Origin of the sequence: Pantoea sp. JK, from assembly GCF_026130245.1 — a bacterium.
GTDB classification, from domain to species: Bacteria; Pseudomonadota; Gammaproteobacteria; order Enterobacterales; family Enterobacteriaceae; genus Pantoea; species Pantoea trifolii.
Genome location: NZ_JAINFN010000005.1, coordinates 254,999 through 275,020, shown reverse-complemented (window position 1 = coordinate 275,020; position 20,022 = coordinate 254,999). Strand labels below are relative to the sequence as shown.

Annotated in this window: 23 protein-coding genes and 1 tRNA gene; 4 read left to right on the top strand and 20 right to left on the bottom strand. The window is 55.3% G+C overall.

The annotated features are described in order from the left end of the window. Together aroC and prmB are read right to left on the bottom strand one after the other, a co-directional pair. The gene (aroC, locus tag PanJK_RS13660) at nt 1–1,086 is read right to left on the bottom strand and encodes a chorismate synthase (RefSeq protein ID WP_008101259.1); all 1,086 of its coding nucleotides are present in this window, start codon (nt 1,084–1,086) and stop codon (nt 1–3) included. A gap of 46 nt (nt 1,087–1,132) precedes the next feature. After that, nucleotides 1,133–2,065: a 50S ribosomal protein L3 N(5)-glutamine methyltransferase gene (prmB, locus tag PanJK_RS13655; protein ID WP_256696997.1), complete on the bottom strand. Its 933-nt coding sequence runs from the start codon at nt 2,063–2,065 to the stop codon at nt 1,133–1,135. A 159-nt stretch (nt 2,066–2,224) separates the two neighbouring features. Between prmB and smrB the strand changes: the two genes are divergently transcribed. Then, nucleotides 2,225–2,773: an endonuclease SmrB gene (smrB, locus tag PanJK_RS13650; RefSeq protein WP_265300414.1), complete on the top strand. Its 549-nt coding sequence runs from the start codon at nt 2,225–2,227 to the stop codon at nt 2,771–2,773. Nucleotides 2,774–2,824: 51 nt separating this feature from the next. Here smrB and sixA read toward each other — a convergent pair whose 3' ends face one another. From sixA to PanJK_RS13630, 4 genes are all read right to left on the bottom strand, one after another. Then, nucleotides 2,825–3,307 (bottom strand): phosphohistidine phosphatase SixA, encoded by a 483-nt coding sequence (gene sixA, locus PanJK_RS13645; RefSeq protein WP_256696999.1) that lies wholly within the window; start codon nt 3,305–3,307, stop codon nt 2,825–2,827. Between the two features lie 195 nt (nt 3,308–3,502). Further along, nucleotides 3,503–5,632, bottom strand: coding sequence for a fatty acid oxidation complex subunit alpha FadJ (gene fadJ, locus PanJK_RS13640; RefSeq protein ID WP_256697000.1), 2,130 nt, complete (start codon nt 5,630–5,632; stop codon nt 3,503–3,505). Beyond that, entirely contained in the window at nt 5,632–6,942 is a 1,311-nt protein-coding gene (gene fadI / locus PanJK_RS13635) for an acetyl-CoA C-acyltransferase FadI (protein ID WP_256697001.1), read from the bottom strand. The genes fadJ and fadI overlap by 1 nt, the downstream gene beginning before the upstream one ends. A gap of 166 nt (nt 6,943–7,108) precedes the next feature. Next, nucleotides 7,109–7,405, bottom strand: coding sequence for a YfcZ/YiiS family protein (locus PanJK_RS13630; RefSeq protein WP_265300410.1), 297 nt, complete (start codon nt 7,403–7,405; stop codon nt 7,109–7,111). A gap of 359 nt (nt 7,406–7,764) precedes the next feature. On the opposite strand from PanJK_RS13630, the gene fadL reads away from it, so the two are divergent. Continuing rightward, nucleotides 7,765–9,048 carry a long-chain fatty acid transporter FadL gene (gene fadL / locus PanJK_RS13625; RefSeq protein ID WP_265300408.1) on the top strand — a complete coding sequence of 428 codons (1,284 nt, stop codon included), beginning with the start codon at nt 7,765–7,767 and terminating at the stop codon, nt 9,046–9,048. 47 nt (nt 9,049–9,095) lie between these two features. On the opposite strand, the gene mlaA is transcribed toward fadL, so the two are convergent. The 10 genes from mlaA to ccmA are packed head-to-tail and all read right to left on the bottom strand — an operon-like array spanning nt 9,096 to nt 16,854. After that, nucleotides 9,096–9,863, bottom strand: coding sequence for a phospholipid-binding lipoprotein MlaA (gene mlaA, locus PanJK_RS13620; protein WP_256697003.1), 768 nt, complete (start codon nt 9,861–9,863; stop codon nt 9,096–9,098). A gap of 35 nt (nt 9,864–9,898) precedes the next feature. Next, nucleotides 9,899–11,110: a c-type cytochrome biogenesis protein CcmI gene (gene ccmI, locus PanJK_RS13615; protein ID WP_265300405.1), complete on the bottom strand. Its 1,212-nt coding sequence runs from the start codon at nt 11,108–11,110 to the stop codon at nt 9,899–9,901. Then, a complete protein-coding gene (locus PanJK_RS13610; protein ID WP_265300403.1) occupies nt 11,110–11,565 on the bottom strand; it encodes a cytochrome c-type biogenesis protein in 456 nt (151 codons plus the stop codon). Before PanJK_RS13610 ends, ccmI begins: the two co-directional genes overlap by 1 nt. Then, entirely contained in the window at nt 11,562–12,119 is a 558-nt protein-coding gene (locus PanJK_RS13605) for a DsbE family thiol:disulfide interchange protein (RefSeq protein ID WP_101763614.1), read from the bottom strand. Before PanJK_RS13605 ends, PanJK_RS13610 begins: the two co-directional genes overlap by 4 nt. Continuing rightward, nucleotides 12,116–14,074 (bottom strand): heme lyase CcmF/NrfE family subunit, encoded by a 1,959-nt coding sequence (locus tag PanJK_RS13600; protein ID WP_265300400.1) that lies wholly within the window; start codon nt 14,072–14,074, stop codon nt 12,116–12,118. The genes PanJK_RS13605 and PanJK_RS13600 overlap by 4 nt, the downstream gene beginning before the upstream one ends. Next, the gene (gene ccmE / locus PanJK_RS13595; protein WP_008101293.1) at nt 14,071–14,556 is read right to left on the bottom strand and encodes a cytochrome c maturation protein CcmE; all 486 of its coding nucleotides are present in this window, start codon (nt 14,554–14,556) and stop codon (nt 14,071–14,073) included. The genes PanJK_RS13600 and ccmE overlap by 4 nt, the downstream gene beginning before the upstream one ends. Then, nucleotides 14,553–14,786 carry a heme exporter protein CcmD gene (gene ccmD / locus PanJK_RS13590; RefSeq protein ID WP_179449982.1) on the bottom strand — a complete coding sequence of 78 codons (234 nt, stop codon included), beginning with the start codon at nt 14,784–14,786 and terminating at the stop codon, nt 14,553–14,555. The genes ccmE and ccmD overlap by 4 nt, the downstream gene beginning before the upstream one ends. Beyond that, a complete protein-coding gene (locus tag PanJK_RS13585) occupies nt 14,783–15,523 on the bottom strand; it encodes a heme ABC transporter permease (protein ID WP_256697010.1) in 741 nt (246 codons plus the stop codon). The genes ccmD and PanJK_RS13585 overlap by 4 nt, the downstream gene beginning before the upstream one ends. A gap of 57 nt (nt 15,524–15,580) precedes the next feature. Continuing rightward, nucleotides 15,581–16,240, bottom strand: a complete 660-nt coding sequence (gene ccmB, locus PanJK_RS13580; RefSeq protein WP_008101298.1) for a heme exporter protein CcmB — start codon at nt 16,238–16,240, stop codon at nt 15,581–15,583. After that, nucleotides 16,240–16,854, bottom strand: a complete 615-nt coding sequence (gene ccmA, locus PanJK_RS13575) for a cytochrome c biogenesis heme-transporting ATPase CcmA (protein ID WP_265300390.1) — start codon at nt 16,852–16,854, stop codon at nt 16,240–16,242. Before ccmA ends, ccmB begins: the two co-directional genes overlap by 1 nt. A 243-nt stretch (nt 16,855–17,097) precedes the next feature. Here ccmA and PanJK_RS13570 point away from each other — a divergent pair, with 243 nt between their 5' ends. After that, complete coding sequence (locus PanJK_RS13570; RefSeq protein WP_256697014.1) at nt 17,098–18,012, top strand: formate/nitrite transporter family protein; 915 nt, start codon at nt 17,098–17,100, stop codon at nt 18,010–18,012. Nucleotides 18,013–18,099: 87 nt separating this feature from the next. After that, nucleotides 18,100–18,174: transfer RNA gene (locus tag PanJK_RS13565), tRNA-Arg, on the top strand. Between the two features lie 19 nt (nt 18,175–18,193). Here PanJK_RS13565 and PanJK_RS13560 read toward each other — a convergent pair. The 4 genes from PanJK_RS13560 to PanJK_RS13545 all read right to left on the bottom strand — a co-directional run bounded on the left by PanJK_RS13560 (nt 18,194) and on the right by PanJK_RS13545 (nt 19,989). Next, on the bottom strand, nt 18,194–18,403 hold the full coding sequence (locus PanJK_RS13560) for a hypothetical protein (RefSeq protein ID WP_265300387.1): 210 nt from the start codon (nt 18,401–18,403) through the stop codon (nt 18,194–18,196). Nucleotides 18,404–18,428: 25 nt separating this feature from the next. After that, complete coding sequence (locus PanJK_RS13555; protein ID WP_210081370.1) at nt 18,429–18,680, bottom strand: hypothetical protein; 252 nt, start codon at nt 18,678–18,680, stop codon at nt 18,429–18,431. 21 nt (nt 18,681–18,701) lie between these two features. Then, nucleotides 18,702–19,013: a hypothetical protein gene (locus PanJK_RS13550; RefSeq protein WP_256697016.1), complete on the bottom strand. Its 312-nt coding sequence runs from the start codon at nt 19,011–19,013 to the stop codon at nt 18,702–18,704. 106 nt (nt 19,014–19,119) lie between these two features. Next, nucleotides 19,120–19,989, bottom strand: a complete 870-nt coding sequence (locus PanJK_RS13545) for an AraC family transcriptional regulator (protein WP_179449975.1) — start codon at nt 19,987–19,989, stop codon at nt 19,120–19,122. Nucleotides 19,990–20,022 lie beyond the last annotated feature (33 nt).

Genomic DNA, 20,022 nt, shown 5'->3' with positions numbered 1-20,022 from the left:
TTACCAGCGCGGTACGCTGCTGTTGACGTCACCGTTTTGCGCACGCTGGCGCAGCAGGTGATCCATCAACACAATCGCCATCATCGCTTCGGCAATGGGCACCGCGCGAATACCAACGCAGGGATCGTGACGACCTTTGGTGATCATCTCGACTTCTTCGCCGTCGCGGGTGATGGTGTTGCCCGGCACGGTAATACTGGAGGTCGGTTTCATCGCCAGATTGGCGCTGATAGTTTGGCCGCTACTGATGCCGCCTAAAATGCCGCCCGCGTGGTTGCTCTGGAAACCGTTGGCACGAATCTCATCGCGATGCTGGCTGCCGCGCTGGTTGATCACCGCGAAACCGTCGCCAATTTCCACGCCTTTCACCGCGTTGATGCTCATCAGCGCATGCGCCAAATCCGCATCCAGACGATCAAATACCGGCTCGCCCAAGCCTGGCGGCACGTTTTCGGCCAGCACGGTGACTTTCGCACCGATGGAGTCGCCCTCTTTTTTTAGGCCACGCATCAGTTCATCCAGCGCTTCCAGCTTCGAGGCATCCGGGCAGAAGAACGGGTTCTCTTCCACGATGCTCCAGTCTTTCAGTTCACAAGCCACATCGCCAATCTGCGCCAGATAGCCGCGCACCACAATGCCGTGCTTCATCTGCAAATACTTCTTAGCAATCGCACCGGCCGCCACGCGCATCGCGGTTTCACGCGCCGAAGAGCGTCCGCCGCCACGATAGTCGCGCAGGCCGTATTTCTGCTCGTAGGTATAATCGGCATGGCCAGGACGGAACAGATCTTTGATTGCGCCGTAATCCTGTGAACGCTGGTCAGTATTCTCAATCAGCAGACCGATTGAGGTTCCCGTCGTCACGCCCTCAAACACGCCGGACAAAATTTTCACCTGATCCGGCTCGCGGCGCTGTGTGGTGTAGCGCGACGTGCCAGGACGACGACGATCGAGATCGTGCTGAATGTCGGCTTCCGTCAGCGGAATGCCGGGCGGCACACCGTCAACGATGCAGCCCAGCGCAATACCATGCGACTCGCCAAAAGTGGTTACGCGAAAAACTTGTCCGATGCTGTTTCCGGCCATGCTGGTTCCTTGTTGCGATGTTGCGGGCGAGCGCTCGCCCTCTTATTTAGTCTTTGTAGAATGAGAAGTGATGCTGTGCCGCGACGATTTGCTCGCGCGTCAGCATAAACACGCCGTCACCGCCGTTATCAAACTCCAGCCAGGTAAACGGCACATCTGGGTACTGATCGATCATGTGCACCATGCTGTTACCGACTTCGCAAATCAGCACGCCTTGTTCGGTGAGGTAATCCGGCGCACAAGCCAGAATACGGCGCACCAGTTTCAGGCCGTCGCTGCCCGCTGCCAGACCCAGTTCCGGCTCGTGGCGATATTCGTTCGGCAGATCGTCCATATCTTCCGCATCCACGTAAGGTGGGTTGGTGACGATCAGATCGTATTTCACCGGCGGCAAGTTACGGAACAGATCGGCGCGGATTGGGGTGACGTGGTTCAGCAGGCCGTGCTCTTCGATGTTCTGCTCGGCAACCGCCAGCGCATCGGTGGAGATATCCACCGCATCCACTTCCGCTTCCGGGAAGGCGTAAGCGCAGGCAATGGCGATGCAGCCGCTGCCGGTGCACATATCGAGAATGTGATGAGGTGACTCGCCGATCAAACCGGCAAAACGGTTCTCAATCAGTTCACCAATCGGTGAACGCGGCACTAATACGCGCTCATCAACGTAAAATTCGTGGCCGCAGAACCAGGCTTTGTTGGTGAGATACGCCACCGGAATGCGCTCGTTGACGCGGCGAATCACGCGCTCAACAATGCGATGACGCTCGCTGGCAGTCAGGCGCGCATTGCGCATATCTTCTGGAATATCCAGCGGCAGCCACAGCGTGGGCAGAACCAGTTGGACGGCTTCGTCCCAGGGATTATCCGTGCCGTGGCCGTACCAAATGCCTGCCGCCGAAAAACGGCTGACAGCCCAGCGCAGCATGTCCTGAATGGTGTGCAGTTCATTCACTGCCTCATCGACGAATATCTTGTCCACGTAGCCCTCCGCAGGCCATAAAATCAATCGGCCGATAGTGTGCCACGAAGCCGGGCAGAATTCAGCGCAGCGAGGTGAAAAAGCTGACATTTGTTAACAGTAACGGTTAAGGTATGCCACCGGCTGTTTACCAGCTTTTTCTTAACTTATCACCGAGCCATGAGTAAAAAAACGCCGCTAAGCCAGGACGATCAGCAAATGTTTCGCCAGTTAATGACCGGAACGCGCAAGCTGAAACAGGACACCATCGTGCACAAACCGGTGGTGAAAACGCGCCAACTGCCGTTGAAACGCCTGATATCAGAGCAAGCCGATAACAGTCATTATTTCTCTGACGAGTTTCAGCCGCTGCTGTCCAGCGAAGGTCCGGTACGCTATGTGCGCGCCGATGTGAGCCACTACGAGCTGAAGAAGCTGCGTCGTGGCGATTACACGCCGGAAATTTTTCTCGATCTGCATGGCTTAACGCAGATGCAGGCCAAGCAGGAGCTCGGCGCGCTAATCGCCGCCTGCCGTCGTGAGCATCTGTTCTGCGCCAGCGTCATGACCGGACACGGTAAACATATCCTCAAGCAGCAAACACCGCTGTGGCTGGCACAACATCCGCATGTGATGGCGTTTCATCAGGCACCGAAAATGTTCGGCGGAGACGCCGCGCTGCTGGTGCTGATAGAAGTGGAAGAGTGGCAGCCGCCTGAACTGCCGTGACGTGCCGCGCTACAAAAGGATAGGGCCGCGTTTGCTAGCGGCCCATAGAGATTAGATTGCTTTAGCCAATTTTGACGGGCTGACCTGCCACTCCAGCTTGCCTTCGCAGGCCTCTGCATCAAAGTTCACACAGGCTATCGCAGAGGTCGCGAACATCGGCGGCGCTTCCTGCGGGCAGAGTTCAGAAACCAGATAACCCACCAGCGGCAAGTGTGAAATCACCAGCGCCGATTTAACCCCTTTCTGCGCCAGCACCTGCAAATAGCTGGCTACCATAGCGGGATCGCCGCCTGGCGTCAGTTCCGGCAACACATCCTGCCCTTCCGGCAACTTCAGCGTTTCACGTACCGTTGCCAGCGTTTGCTCGGCGCGCAGATACGGACTCACTAATACCCGATCGATTGCTGGCGTTTTGCTGTTGAGCCAACTCGCCATCGCTCTCGATTCATCACAGCCACAGAGGGTGAGAGGTCGAACTGAATCACTCGCTGCTTCCAGAGCTGCGTCGCCATGACGCATGATAAAAACTTGCATAAAGCACCGCTGTTGTTTGTCGATATCGCCCGGTACCACAGCACCAGACGCTTCATTCTGCGAATGAACGGTGTGTTTTACCCCAATGGCTTCAGTATAGTCAACCGGTTGTTTATTAAATAAGCATATCTCAGAATGGTGCTGCGCTTACCGCTGCGCAGCCCTCTAACTAACCCGCTGAATCTGTGCGCCTATTCACGATTGTGCAGAAGTGTAAAAATTCGTTTGCTGTTCTGACATTGCGATCAGCGCTTCACTTGGCGCAAAACGCTCGCCGTGTTGCTGCATTAATGAGCTTAATGCTTTGACGATATCGCCAATGCCGCGCTGATCCATATAGCGGAACGGACCGCCAAGGAACGGCGGGAAGCCGATGCCAAACACCGCCGCAATATCGCCATCCCGCGCGTTGCGGATCACCGCTTCATCCAAACAGCGTGCCGCTTCGTTCAGCATCATCAATACGCAGCGCTCAGCAATCTGCGCTTCGCTCTGCTTCGCCTGCGGTTTGATGTTCAACAGCGTGTAGATTGACGCATCGGCTTTGCGCTTGCCCGGCCAGCGCGAACGTTGGTAGAGGTAGAACCCTTTGTGGTTCTTACGCCCTTTTCTGCCATCAGCCAGAATGGCGTTCGCGGCGTTGGGTGCGCTGAAGCGAGAACCGTAAGCCTGCTCGAGAATCGGGCTGATTTTGCTGCCGACATCAATGCCCACTTCATCCAGCAGCTGCAGCGGCCCAACCGGAAAACCGAATTTCACTAAAGCGCGATCGATATGCTCGATCGGCTCACCCTCCTGCAAACAGTGCATCGCTTCATTTATATAGGGTGCGAGAATGCGGTTAACGTAAAAGCCGGGACGATCCGCCACCACCACCGCTGTTTTGCCCTGCTGACGCGCCAGCTGCACCGTGTTCGCCAGCGTTTGCGCTGAGGTATTGGCATGCGGAATCACCTCCACCAGCGGCATTTTGTCCACCGGGCTGAAGTAATGCAGGCCGATAATATTTTCCGGTCGCTGCGCATGGGCGGCAATGTCGGCAATCGGTAGCGACGAGGTATTGGAGGCAAATATGGTGTGCGGCTGGCAATGGCTTTCGATTTCGCTGACCATCTGCTGCTTGAGCGCCAGATCCTCAAATACCGCTTCGATCACCAGATCGCGCTGGCTGAATCCTTGATAATCGTTGCCGCCGCTAATGCGCGCCATCTGCTGCTGACGTTCGGCCGCTTTCAGCTGACGCCGCTTCACCTTGTTGCTCAACAAGTCCCAGCTGTATTGCAGTGCATGATTCACACCGACGAGATTGATGTCTTTAATGCGCACCGGCAAACCGGCTTTCAGCGCCGTGACGCTGGCAATGCCGCCGCCCATCAATCCGCCGCCAAGCACGCCAATCTGCTTCAGCGCTTGCGGTTCAACACTGGCCATCGAGTCTTTCTTTAAGGCAGTTGAGGCGAAGAACAGGCTGCGCAGCGCGGCCGATTCTGGCGTCATCGCCAGTTGTCCAAAGGCGCGCGCTTCCGCTTCATGTCCGGCACTGCTGCCCTGCTCCAGACCGATGCGCACCACTTCAAGAATACGGTCAGCCGCAGGATAGTTGCCCTGGGTTTTGCTGTGGGTTTGACGCTGTGCCAGTGAAAACAGCACCTGACGCGCAATCGGTCCTTGCAGTAAACGATCGCGGCGCGAAAGTTCCCGGCGTGCGCCTTTTCCTTTATGTACGCGTGCAATTGCCGTTTCCAGCAGAATCGATTGCGGCACCGCGTCATCCACAATCCCGAGTTTGAGCGCCTGTTTGGCGCGCAGCTGTTTGCCAGTGAGAATCAGCGGCAGCGCCTGCTGCACGCCAATCAGGCGCGGCAAACGTTGCGTACCGCCAGAACCCGGCAGCAAACCGAGCTGTACCTCCGGCAAACCGAGGCGCGTTTTGTCATCCAGCGAACAGATGCGCGCATCGCAGGCCAGCGCCAGTTCGAGGCCGCCGCCAAGGCAGGCACCGTGAATCGCCGCCACCACCGGAAACGGCAGCGCGGCAATCATCGCCATCACATCTTGTCCCTGCTTTGCCAGCGCTTCAGCTTCTTCAGCCGTTTTGCAGCTGGCGATCATGCTGATATCCGCACCGGCAACAAAGTTGTCTGGCTTGCCGGAGATCAACACTAATCCGGCTAAATCCTGATGGCTGCGCGCGTCATCCAGCACCGCTTTGATCTGCGGCACAAACTCGGCCTTCAGCGTGTTCATCTTCTCGCCCGGCACATCGATGGTAATCACACCGACATGGTCGAGGCGCATATGTAAATGAAAGGCGGATTCGCTCATTATTCGGCCTCCAGAACCATTGCTGTGCCCAGGCCGCCCGCCGCACAGGCGGTGACCAATCCTAAACCGCCGCCGCGCCGCCGCAGTTCGTGCAGCGTTTGTGTGATCATGCGCGCGCCGGTGGCAGCAAACGGATGACCATAAGCAATCGATCCGCCGAGCACGTTAAAGCGTTCTTCATTCACTTCGCCTAACGCATGCGGACGATTCAGCACCTCGCGCGCAAAGCGTTCGTCACGGAACATTTTCAGGTTGGCTAAGGTTTGTGCGGCAAAGGCTTCGTGCATATCAATCAGCGTCAGATCGTTGAGCGTGATGCCGGCGCGGTCCAGCGCCAACGGCGAAGCGTACGCCGGACCGAGCAACATGTCCTGCCAGACATCAATCGCCGTAAAGGCGTAGCTGCGCAGATAGCCAAGCGGCTGAATGCCGAGTTCGCGCGCGCGCCCTTCACGCATCAGGATCACCGCTGCGGCGCCATCGGTCAGCGGCGTGCTGTTGGCGGCGGTCACCGAACCGTGGCGACGATCAAATGCCGGGCGCAGTTTGGCATAATCGGCGGCGCTGGCGTTGAAGCGAATATTGTTGTCTTGCTCGATGGGCGCTTTCCACGGCGGCACAAACGCCGGCATCACTTCCTGAGTGAGTACGCCCGATTGCCAGGCGCGCGCCGCATGCTGGTGCGAACGTAGCGCTAACGCATCCTGCTGTTCACGGGTGATGCCGTGGCTTTTCGCCATCTGCTCGGCGGTATCGCCCATGCGTAAGCCAGTGGAATACTCCGCCACCGCCGGTGGCACTGGCAACAAATCGCGCGGACGCAAACGACGCAGGATGCTGAGTTTTTGGCTGAAGCTGCGCGCTTTGTTGAGATCCACCAGCGCACGCGCCAGCGTTTTACTGACGCCAATCGGCAGCACCGAGGATGAATCCGCGCCACCGGCAATGCCGACATCAATGGTGCCCGCCATCAAACTTTCCGTCACGTTTGCCACCGCCTGAAAACTGGTGGCGCAGGCGCGACTGACGCTATACGCATCGGTATGTACGCTTAGTCCGCTGCTCAGAACAATTTCACGCGCAATATTCGGCGCTTCCGGCATCTGCACCACCTGGCCAAACACCAGTTGATCGATAATCTCGACCGGTAATTCACTGCGCGCCACTAGTTCGCTGATCACCATGCGTCCCAACTCCAGCGCGGGAATGCCGTGAAAATCGGTCGCCTGACGGGCAAAAGGGGTGCGTAATCCGTGGGTTATGGCGATACGTTCGCCCTGACGCGTCAGCAGCGGCTGCGCTTTGCTCATTGCAATCACCTGTAATTTTTGACCGGGGCATCATTGCCAAACAGGTCTGACCTGATCATCAGTGTTAACTAAGTGTTGCTAAGTAGCCAATAAGCAGAGGAAAAAAGTGCGAGGGAATACACGAAAATGAGTTAAGGCTGCCGAAGGGGTTTCGGCAGCGACGTGATTAGCGTAGGCCGAGCTGGAAAATCAGGGTTTCCGCCTGGCAGGCAAAGGTGAAGTCGATAGACAGGCGCACAGCGTCGCCTTCATTGGCAAAATCCGCGCGAATATCGCAGGGATCGGATTCCACCTGACGTGCGCGCTCGGTCAAATGCGCCAGCATCGCATCCGCCGCATGACGATCGGCAAACACGCCCGACCAGCTCGCGGTGCAATCGGTATTGTCCATCACGGTTCCCACATCGACACAGCAGCAGGCGGCCGTTTCGTTCGCACTACATTTTTTAATGGCATCAGTCATGGTTTTCTCCTGACGATAAATTCAACACAATCGGATCATTTTCTGCCGCAAAGTGTACGCCTGCTGCGTTTTCATATCCACGATCAACCCGCTAAGTGACGAATATCACACTAAAAATTGATCCAGAACAAAATTGAAAGCTATGTTGAAGGCCAACCGCTAAGATTTTGTTAAGCAGATCTGATTTTATCGATCAAATCAGAAATATTTAAAAAACAATATTGCAACAAATACACAGGTCGGACCTATACTCGTCGCACTGGTCTGATATGTGGTTTTGTCGTCAGTCCCTACAATTCGCCGCTCTTTGTTACGCGACGTAACAACGTTAAATAATAAATCTAGATGAGGTTGTGGTCATGAACCATAAAAACCTGTTTGCAAAGTCAGCTGTGGCAGCTGCAGTAACGCTCGTCTGTTCTCACGTTTACGCCGCGGGCTTTCAACTGAATGAATTCTCAGCAATTGGTTTAGGTCGTGCGTATTCCGGTGAAGGTGCGATGGGTGATACCGCCGCCTCTGCCAGCCGTAACCCGGCAACTATGGCGTTGATGGATCGCCCTTCTTTCTCGATTGGTGCGGTTTACATTGATCCTGAAGTGGATATTAGCGGTCAAAGCCCTTCTGGTCGCAGCCTTGATGCCAAGAATATTGCGCCGAATCAGTGGATCCCTAATCTTCACTATGTGCATCCGATTAACGATCAGTGGTGGATTGGTGCGTCTGCAACCTCAAACTATGGTCTGGCAACCGAATTCAATAATGGCTATACCGCAGGGGGTTATGGCGGCAAAACCGACCTGATGACCGGCAACTTTAATATCAGCACCGCTTATCGACTGAATGAGAATTTCAGCTTTGGTATCGGATTTGATGCGGTTTATGCCAAGGCGAAGATTGAGCGTTATGCTGGTGAATCTGGCGCAGCGCTGGGCATTCCTGCCGATACCCAAATTGCCCATTTAAAGGGTGATGAATGGGGTTACGGCTGGAACGCCGGCATTTTGTATGAAGTGGATAAGAACAACCGCTTCGGTTTCACCTATCGCTCAGAAGTTAAAATCGACTTTGACGGCGATTACAAAAGCAGCCTGCCGGGTTTCGTGAACTCTCTGCCACAGGCACAGCTGTTAGGCCTGCCTTACGGTACCGGCGGCTCAACCATTCCGGGTTCTCTGACACTGAATCTGCCTGAGATGTGGGAATTGTCCGGCTACCATAAAGTCGCACCACAATGGGCGGTTCACTATAGCCTTACGTATACCAGCTGGAGCCAATTTCAGGAGCTGAAAGCCACCGGCAGCAATGGCCAGACGCTGTTTTACAAGGATGAAGGCTTCCACGATGCCTATCGTATCGCGTTAGGTACCTCGTACTTCTATGACGACAACTGGACCTTCCGTACCGGTATCGCCTTTGATGACAGCCCGGTTCCGGCCGATAAGCGTTCTATCTCCATCCCGGATCAGGATCGTCTATGGTTGAGCGCCGGTGCGTCATACGCGTTCAATGAAGATGCTTCCGTCGACTTGGGTATTTCTTACATGCACGGTCAGAAAGTCACCGTGAAAGAAGGCCCGTATACCTTTAACTCTGAAGGTAAAGCCTGGCTGTACGGCGCGAACTTTAACTACAAGTTCTGATGCTTAGCTTGATAAAAAAAGGCGACTTAATGAGTCGCCTTTTTCTTTTACTGCGAATCGATATCTTTCAGATCATCCTGAATCGCACTGGCGTTCGGATTATCTTCCGGCTTCAACTTACCGCCATTGGCGATAAAGTCATGTCGCTGGAAGTAGGCATTACGAATGAAGGCGTACGGATCTTGCTGCTGACGCAAAATGGCGTCCGAATCCAGCAACTGTGCACGGGTTTCAATCCCTTCCAGCGTCCATTTACCCACCGAAATCGGCCAGCTCAGCCAGCTTAATACCGGATAGAGCGTATCGACGAAGTCACCGCCATCTTCACGGATGGTGAAGCTGCCGTAAGCCGGTAGTTCAACATACGGACCGTAACCAACGCCATAGCGTCCCAGCGTGCTACCAAAGCGATGCGGCACTTCACGCGCCAGCTCCGGATTGGCTTTTCCCGCCACGTCAATTAATCCACCCAGTCCTAACACGGTGTTCAGGAAGAAACGGGTGAAGTGGATACCTGCCTGGCGCGGCTCACCCACCAGAATGGCGTTGACCATGCTGGCAGGTTCTTCAACGTTAGCTAATACATTACTTATGCCGCTACGTGCCGGCACCGGCACATAATCGCGCCAGGCTACCGCCACCGGGCGCAGAACATACGGATCCAGCACGTTGTAGTTGAAGTTAAACATCGTGCGGTTAAAGCCTTCCAACGGATCGCTGCGCTGTGCAGGTTCCGTATTGTCAGCCGGTTTTGAGCTGGCACAACCTACCAGCAGTAAGCTGGCTAACGCCAGACCGGTCAGGCGGTTATTCATTCTTCTCTCCCTGTGCGGATCAGTAAGGTATCGCTTCAGGGCTGCTGTTGATTAATTTCCACAGCCAGTTGCTGATGACCATTCCAGGGGGTAACCGCGCTTAATCCAAACCAGTCGCCAGACTGCGGATTGGCACTGCCGTCGCGCGAAATACGCACCCTGACTTGCACCTGATGCTGCGCCGAAAGTAGGCGATCCGGCATCATGGCATTGCTGTCATCCAGCGTGAGCGATAACGGGAAGTGGCTGAGCGGTAAACGCTTCACAGCCACAGGCACCGGTGAAACACCGTCAGACACAGAAATATACAACACACCGCCTTGCGGTAACATTTTTTCTGCCTGCGGCGTCAAACTCACCGTCAATGCCAGATTGCTATTTTGCTGTCCCGCGTCAGTTTTCGCTTGTTCAATGCTGCGCTCGATCATGGTGATGCGGCGATCGCCTGCCGGTAACAGTTTCAGCATCACCTGCCATGCACCAATCGCCTCGTTGTACTGCTGCTGTTCAAAGGCGTTAAACGCCAGCAGACTCAGCGTGCGCACATCGCTGTGATCGCGTTTGAGCAGCTCTTTCAGCAATACGTTGGCCTGACGATTATCCTGCGGATCGCTGGAGCGCGTCAGCACTTCGGCGTAATCCTGCTGCAGTTCGATATTGTCTGGCGCCAGCTGCAGAGCATGTTCAAATGCCTGGCTGGCATCGGTGGCGTTATTCAGCACCATGCCAAGGCGGCCCAGCATCGCCCAATCGTTGAGGTTTGAAGAGTCATTTTGCAGCGAACTGCGCAGACCCAGCTGCAGACGCGCCAGCTCTTCCATAGTCAGCGGCTGCGCTTGGGGATCCATCACGCGCGCACGTAAGGCAGGATACTCTTGTTGCACGCTAACAAACGCGGTTTGCTGCGCCAGTCCGCCGATTTTCAGATACATGCCAACCGACACCACCAACAGCACCATCACGCCTGGCAGCAATACCCAGCGGCTGCTGTGATGAATGGTGGCAGCATCTTGTTGCGGCACATCGGTTAACAGCGTTTGTTGCAGCTCGCGCACCATTTCCGGGCGCTCAGCCACCACGCCCTCTTCTTCATCACGCTCCAGCTCGCGCAGGCGCTGCTGATAGAAATCGGTGTTGAGACGATCGCGATCGCCACTGCTGGCCTCGCGCTGACGCCAGCCGGCACGCAGAAACAGCGCGAGAGCTGCCAGCAGTAAAATAATCAGGGTAATCCAGAATCCAGTCATTACGGCTTCCCGTCACGCTTAAGTAACGCCGCAAGGCGCTGTTGTTCATTTTCGTCGAGTTCGCTACGCGCTCTGCCGCGGCGATTGCGCAAAATAATGATCAGCGCGCCCAGCACCACAAACAGCGCTGGACCCACCCACAAAATCAGCGTGGAGGGCGTTACCGGCGGCTCATAGGTGACGAAATTACCGTAACGCGCCACCATGTAATCAATGATCTGCTGGCGGCTTTCGCCCTGCTTCATCAACTCGTAGACTTTGAGACGCATATCCGACGCGATCATCGCATTGGAATCGGCAATGCTGTTGTTCTGGCATTTCGGGCAACGCAGCGATGCGGTGAGATCGCGGTATTGCTCTTCCTGCTGCACCGAATCGAACTGATACGTATCAATCGCCGCCCACAGGCTGGTGCTGAGCAGAATGCCCGCTAACAATAGAAGCAGCCGTTTCATACGCCCGCCTCCTTGTTGTATTTGTCCCACAGCGGTTTCACTTCTTCGAGCCAGACGCGATCGTTCATGTCGCCTGCGTGGCGATAACGAATGATCCCTTTGCCGTCGATCAGGAAGGTTTCCGGTGCGCCGTAAACGCCGAGATCGAGACCGAGCATCCCGTTGCCGTCATACAAGCTGAGCGCATAAGGATTGCCCAGCGTGTTCAGCCAGGTCACCGCTTTGGTGCGATCGTCTTTATAATTGAGGCCAACCACGCGAATGCCTTTTTCCGCCAGCGTGTTGAGGTATTGATGCTCCGCGCGGCAGGTTGGGCACCAGGTCGCCCAGACGTTGAGCAGAATCGGTTTGCCGTCGGTCAGCACCTGCTGATCGTAGATTTTGCCGGGTTGATCGAGCGCTTCCAGTTTGAATACGGGTACCGGCTTGCCGATCAACGCTGATTCGAGACGCGTTGGATCATCGCCGTTGGCGTTGCGCGACAGCTGCCACAACAGTGCCGCAGCCAGCAGCAGGAATAGAACCAATGGGATAAACAGAATTTTTTTGTTCATGCCAGCTCCTCGCGCTCTTCTTTTTTGCGTGAGCGATAGCGCGGATCGAACAGGCAGAACAAGCCGCCCACCGCCATAAACACGCCGCCGTACCAGATCCAGCGTACAAACGGTTTGTAGTAAATCCGCACCGCCCATGAACCGTCATCCAGCTCTTCACCCAGCGCCGCATAGAGATCGCGGGTGAAACCGCCGCTGATCGCCGCTTCGGTCATCATGGTGCGCGCGGCTGCATAGAAGCGTTTTTCCGCCTGCATCACCGCTTCCAGCTTACCGTTGCGCGTCACTTCAATCACCGCCACGCCGCCGCTGTAGTTCGGCCCTTGCAGGTTGCGCACGCCGTGGAAGGTAAAGTGATAATTGTGGATATCAACGGTATCGCCCGCCTTCATGCGCACATCACGCTCAACGCTGTATTGGGTGCTAAAGGCGATACCCACCACGGTCACCGCCACGCCCAAATGCCCCAGCACCATACCCCAATGGCTGCGCGACAGATGACGCAAACCTTTGATGAAGGCGTGACGATGGGTGGCGCGCTCGTGCAGTTCCATCAACGTCAGCATGATCACCCAGATCGACATCAGTAGGCCGATAACCGTCATCGCCTCAATGCGATCCTGCAGCAGCCACGGCAGCGCGATGGAAAGAATCAGCGTGACGACCATACCGACGCCGAGGCGCTTCCACAGCTTCTGCGGTTGGTCTTTACGCCAGCGCACCAGCGGACCGATACCCAACATCAGCGCGAACGGTGCCATCAGCCAGGTAAACATGGTGTTGAAGAACGGCTCACCCACCGAGATGCTGCCAAGACCGAGCTGTTTATGCACCAGCGGCAACAGCGTACCGAGTAACACCACCAGCATCGCGGCGATCAGCAGCACGTTGTTACCCAGCAGGAAGGATTCGCGTGACCAGGCTTCACTCTGCACACGGCTGCGCACCTGACCGCCTTTCAACGCGTACAGCAGCAGCGAGCTGCCAATCACAATCACCAGGAAGGCGAGAATAAACATGCCGCGCGCCGGATCGGAGGCGAACGAGTGCACGGAAACCAGCACGCCGGAACGCACGAGGAAAGTACCCAGCAGGCTTAACGAGAATGCGGTGATCGCCAGTAATACCGTCCACGATTTGAAGCTACCACGTTTTTCCGTTACCGCCAGCGAGTGCATCAGCGCGGTACCAGCCAGCCACGGCATAAAGGAGGCGTTTTCGACCGGATCCCAGAACCACCAGCCGCCCCAGCCGAGTTCGTAATAAGCCCACGCTGAACCGAGCACGATGCCGATAGTCAGGAACACCCACGCGGCGGTGGTCCACGGACGTGACCAGCGCGCCCATGCGGTATCCAGACGTCCGGCCATCAGCGAAGCAATGGCAAACGCAAAGGCCACCGAGAAACCAACGTAACCCATGTACAGCAGCGGCGGATGGAAGATCAGACCGATATCCTGCAGCATCGGGTTGAGATCGCGCCCGTCAATCGGGAAATTTGGCAAGGTGCGGGTAAACGGGTTCGAGGTCAGAATGATAAACAGCAGGAAGCCGAGGTTAATCATGCCCATCACCGCCAGCACGCGCGCCAGCGCATCCTGCGGCATACCACGACTGAAGATCGCCACCGCCAGCGTCCAGGTGCTGAGCAGCAACACCCACAGCAGCAGTGAACCTTCGTGCGCGCCCCAGGTTGCGGCAATACGATAGTAAACCGGCAACAAGGTGTTGGAGTTGGTGGCGACATAGCCAACGGTGAAATCATTCACCACAAAGGCGTGAACCAACACGGCAAAGGAGGCGGCTACGCAGATGAACATGCCCCAGGTTAACGGGCGCGCCATCGCCATCAAACGCGCATCCTGACGCGCCGCGCCCCACAGCGGATAGACACTCAACAGTAGCGCTAAACCCAGCGCCAGACACAGCAGAAAGCTACCAATTTCCGGCATCATGATTGCGCACCTGACTGCTGATAGGCTGCCGCAGGTCCTGTGTGATTCTTCTTCATCGCATCTTCGATTTCAGGTGGCGTATATTTTTCATCGTGTTTCGCCAGCACTTCTTTGGCGTTCACCAGATTGCCCTCTTCGAGCACGCCTTGCGCCACCACGCCCTGCCCTTCACGGAACAGGTCCGGCAGAATGCCTTCGTAGGTAACACTGACCACGCCGTTGGCGTCATACAGTTTGAAAGAGACCGCGAGAGTTTTCGGATCGCGCTTGACGCTGCCCGGCATCACCATGCCGCCAATGCGCAAACGCTGGCCCGGTTCAGGCTTCTGATGATCTTCGCCCTTGCCATTGATGATTTCACTCGGGGTATAAAACAGGTCGATGTTGGAACGCAGCGCGTACATCACCAGCGCGGTCGCCAGGCCAAGCCCGATCAACACCGCGATCGCCACGTACAGGCGATTACGACGACGGATATTCACACGGATTCTCCCGCTGCTTCATCGGCAGCTTTTTTCGATTTAGCCGCGCGAATGCGGCGCTCCCTGGACTGACGCTGGCGAATTTCTGCCAGCAAACGGCGGCGGAACAGCACGGTGTGCAGCACCAGACCGAATAATGGGATCAACGTGAGGATAACGGCGAGCCAGACGTAAAAGGCATAGCCGCCCATGGCGAAGAAATCGCTCCACGATGCAAAGGCTGGCGTCATGATTTGCTTCCTCGCTGCGCCACATCAATCGCCCACGGACGATGACGTTCGGTAAACAGAATCAGATTGCGCAAGCGCATTAAGGTCAAAGCACCAAACACCAGCAGATAGCCGAGAATGGACCAGCGCAGCGGTGTGCGCATGCTGGGATCGATGGCCTGCTGCAGAATACCGGATGAGCCCTGATGCAGCGTGTTCCACCACTGTACCGAGAAGTGAATGATCGGCAGATTAACCACGCCAACCAGAATCAAAATGCCAGCAGCGCGCCCGGCGGTGCGACGGTCTTCAAAGGAGTGATAGAGCGCGATTACGCCCATATAGAGAAACAGCAGCACCAGCTCGGATGTCAGTCGGGCATCCCAGATCCACCAGGTTCCCCACATCGGTTTACCCCAGGCGGAACCGGTAATCAGCGCGATAAAAGTAAACACCGCGCCAATTGGCGCCATCGCCGCCGAGACCAGATCGGCCATCTTCATCTGCCACACCAGGCCGATGAACGCCGCAATAGCCATTGACGCATACACGCCCATCGACCACATCGCTGCAGGCACGTGAATGTACATAATCCGGAAGCTGTTGCCCTGCTGATAATCTGCCGGTGCAAAGCCGAAGCCCCAGATCCAGCCGAGTAACAGCGTGCCAACACCCAGCACCGAGAACCACGGAATTAAGCGACCGCATAGCTGGTAAAGCCGCTCAGGCTTTGCCCACTGGTGTAACCATTTCCACATTTTGCATAGCTCACAATAAAGAGAATTCAGGTTTCGGCCGCTCTGAGGCGACACGAATTAATGCAGACTGATACGCAAAGCTGCTGCTGTCGCAAACGGCGACAGCGTTGCGCTGACGGCCAGCATCGCGCCGAGAATCGCCAGATAACCCCCGATCGGCAATCCCATTCCGGCGGCATCAATCGCCGCGCTGGCGAATATCAGAACCGGTATCGACAACGGCAATACCAGCAGACTTAGTAATACGCCGCCGCGCCGCAGCCCAACGGTTAACCCGGTCCCAATCGCGCCGAGAAAGCTTAGCGTTGGCGTGCCAAGTAGCAGCGTTAACGCCATCGCGCGCCAGCCGGCAAAATCCAGCGACAGCAACAATGCCGCCAGCGGCGACAGTAAAATCAGTGGCAGCCCGGTAATCAGCCAGTGTGCAATCACTTTGCCCAGCACCGTAACCGGCAGCGGTGTTGGCAGCAGAAGTAGTTGCTCGAGCGAACCATCAAGAAAATCGTCACGAAACAGTCGTTCCAGCGCCAGCAATGAGGCCAGTAATGCGGCAACCCACGCCACGCCCGGCGCAATGCGCGCCAGCTGCTGCGGCTCCGGTCCGATACCTAATGGAAACAGCGTGATAACAATCAGGAAAAACCACAGTGGATTGATCACTTCCGCGCCGCTGCGAAAGGCGATTTTTAATTCGCGCTGAATGACCCGACCTAACATCAAGCCCACTCCGAAGTAAGACGAATTTTACGCACGCGCGCGCTGTTATCGGGCAGATCCTGATGCGTAGTCAGAATCACCGCTCCGCCGTTATCGGCATGGGTGGCGAATCGCGCCATTAATTTTTCCACACCGCCTTTATCGATGGCGGTCAAAGGCTCATCGAGGATCCATATCGACGCCGGGCTGAGCCACAGGCGGGCTAATGCCACACGCCGCTGCTGTCCGGCGGAGAGTTGCGCCACTGGCACCTCTTCAAAACCCAGCAGATCGACCTGCTCAAGCGCATCAAAAATCGCGTCTTCATTGCTGCTGCCGTGCCAGAAATGCAGGTTCTCCAGCGGTGAGAGTACCGATTTCACGCCGGGGTGATGGCCGAGATAGAGCAGATTTTGTTGCCATATTTCGCGCTGCTGACGAATCGACTGTGACTGCCACATCACGGCGCCCTCTTCCGCCCGGCTTAATCCCGCCAACAGGCGCAGCAGCGAGGTTTTCCCGGCTCCGTTTGGCCCTTCAATTTGCACAATGTCACCCGGTTGCACACGGAAGCTCAACCCATGAAACAAGGTTCGCTCATCACGAACGCATGAGAGATTAATGACTTCGAGCATAGAAGGGAGAATCACGGCAATGAATGAGGCGGCGATAATACCACATTGAATCTGTGGGCCGAAGTCTGTGAGCTGGCTCCCACTTACCCCAAATGGGGTATTCGTGCGCATCAGATCAAGAAATTGCTCAAAAAACCAACTCAGTTAAAATTTCGTTACTCTTAAATTGAATCTTCGTAACAAAATGACCTTGCCAAAACCAGCTACGCTTATTGCGCAATGGCATTATCACCCGAGGGAAACATGAAACAATCACCATCGATTTCAAACAGTGACAACGATGTAGAGAGTGATGAGAAGGAACAAGGCAAGGAGATTGAAGTGGATGAAGATGCCCTGCCCTCGCAGGCGGCGGCAATTCATGAGGAAATACGTCAGGACGGTGAAAAAGAGCTCGAGCGCGATGGTATGGCGCTGCTTTGGTCGGCGGTAGCGGCCGGATTGTCAATGAGCGCTTCGCTGATGGCGAAAGGCATTTTCCAGGTCCACCTCAAAGGCGTGCCCGGCGCTTTTTTACTCGAAAATCTGGGTTATACCTTTGGCTTTGTCATTGTCATTATGGCGCGCCAGCAATTGTTCACCGAGAACACCGTTACCGCCGTTTTGCCGGTAATGCACAAACCGACCGGCAGCAACTTTGCGCTGCTGTTGCGTCTCTGGTGCGTGGTGCTGCTCGGCAATCTGATGGGTACCGCGTTGGGCGCGCTCGCTTTTAATCATATGCCGATCTTCGACGATGCGACGCGTCAGGCGTTTACCGCCATCAGTGAAAAAGTGATGGTCAATTCCCCCAGCGAAATGTTCGCTAATGCGGTGATCTCCGGCTGGATTATCGCCACCATGGTGTGGATGTTCCCGTATGCGGGCGCGGCGAAAATTGTGGTGATCGTGATGATGACCTGGCTGGTGGCGTTAGGGGATTTAGCGCATATCGTGGTCGGTTCGGTCGAGGTGCTGTATCTGGTGTTTGCGGGCACGCTGCCATGGTACGAATTCTTCTGGCCATTTGCTCTGCCAACGCTGCTTGGCAACATCACGGGCGGTACGCTGATATTTGCCTTGATTAGCCATGCGCAGATTCGTAACGATATGAGTGAAGCGGCGAAAGCCAAAGCACGTGCGGAACAGAAGCGGAAAGAGAAGCAAAAACAGGCGTAAGCCTGGTCTTAAATTGCTGATAGATTGAGCAAACAACCGCTGCATAGTTAAAATCAGGTTCGCGGTGCGCTATACTGCGCGCCCGGCGTCTCCTTAGTTAAATGGATATAACGAGCCCCTCCTAAGGGCTAGTTGCAGGTTCGATTCCTGCAGGGGACACCAGATTCTCATCGTTTCCCGCTTAAAACAGCCATCTCGCCAGAGCAAGTGTCAGTCCCGCGGTACTCATTATTCCCGCTACAATCCATTTCGTTTGCTGGTTTATCGCCTGATGAAGATCACTTTTAGTGGCGTAATTCGATTTGATCACTGCAATATCTGTTTTCATTAGCGCCATATCGGTTTTGATATCGTCGATATCCGCTTCCAGCTTTGAAACGCGCTTTTTCATGTTCACTCCTTGGTCATTAATTCCCTCAGAACAGCCAACGAGCCAGTGCCAGCGTCATGCCCGCAGTGCTCAGCATCCCCGCGACAATCCATTTTGTCTGTTTACTTAATTCCTGATGAATTCTTCCAATATCCTGATGCACTTTGCCAATCTCCTGATAAAGATCGCTCTTGGTGACGTAATTCGACTTGATCACCGCAATGTCTGTCTTCATGACAGCCATATCGGTTTTGATATCGTCGATATCCGCTTCCAGCTTTGATACGCGCTTTTCCATGTTCACTTCTTAATCATTCACTTAAAACAACCAGCGAGCCAGCCCCAGCGTCATACCTGCAGTGCTCATCATGCCCGCCACGATCCATTTCGTCTGTTTGCTGATCTCCTGGTGAATTTTGCCGATCTCCTGATGAAATTCACTTTTGGTGACGTAATTCGATTTGATTACCGCAATGTCCATTTTCACCTGGGCCATATCGGTTTTAAGACCATCAATATCCGCTTCCAGCTTTGACACGCGCTTTTCCATAATTACGGCCTCTCGTAACTTGTCATTGTAATCAATGTGATAGCTTAATTTTCCTGCAAAGCATCCTACTCCAAAATCCATGGAAAAAATGCCTTACAGAGTGTGAGAAGGCCTAACTGAGAGATGTGTTCAGAAAAAAACAGGGGTTATTGCAGCCGATTACATCGGTTTAAGAGTGAGATCGTAATCAGGCCTGATCGTGTCGCCATGCCGACGGCGTCACGCCATGCAGTTGACGAAAGCGGTTACTGAAGTGGCTTGAGGAGTGAAAACCGCAGCGCAGCGCGATTTCTGTTAGCGGTAAACGGCTGAATTTCAGCAGCTGTAACGCAGCATCCATGCGGCGGCGCATCACATATTGGTGCGGTGCCTCGCCAACGCTGCTACGGAACATGCGTGCAAAATGGTATTCGCTCAGCGCCGCTTCGGCGGCAAGCTGCGCCAGCGTTAATGGCTGATCAAGCTGCGCATCAATATATGCCATCACTCGCCGCAACACGGCGGGGGCCAATCCACCACGCACCTGCGGCGCTTGCCATTGCACATCGCTGTAGCGTTGCAACAAATGCGTCATCAGCAACGTTGATGCGCTGCTGAGCATCAATTGATTCGCCGGCTGCTGCCAATCGGTGCTCAGCAAGAAGTGGCGATAAAGTTGGGTGATACGATCGTCCGCCGCGAAGATCTTTTCATGCAGATTGAGCTGCGACGGACTGCGGTCCCAGATCTGTTCGCCCAGATGGCGCAGATGTTCATCGGTGCAGTAGAGATGCACAAACGATAAATCGGCACGAATATCCCACACCGATTCCACTCCGCTGGGCATCAGGCAAAAGCGATCCGGCCCGCCGCCGTTGCGCCAGCCGTGCTGGGTTTTATGCCAGGTTTCATAACCGTCGGCGGTATACAGGCTCAGCGTGTGATGATCGCTAAGATTGGTGACACGGTCGCCGCTGTTAAACCAGGCCGCCAGCTTAATGCCGCTCGACAACTGCACGCTGTCGCGCAGCTGCGCTTTGTGGCGCTGGAGCATGTTGAAGGTCTGGTAATCAGCCATGGTTGATATCACTCGCAGTTCATGAGCGCCCAG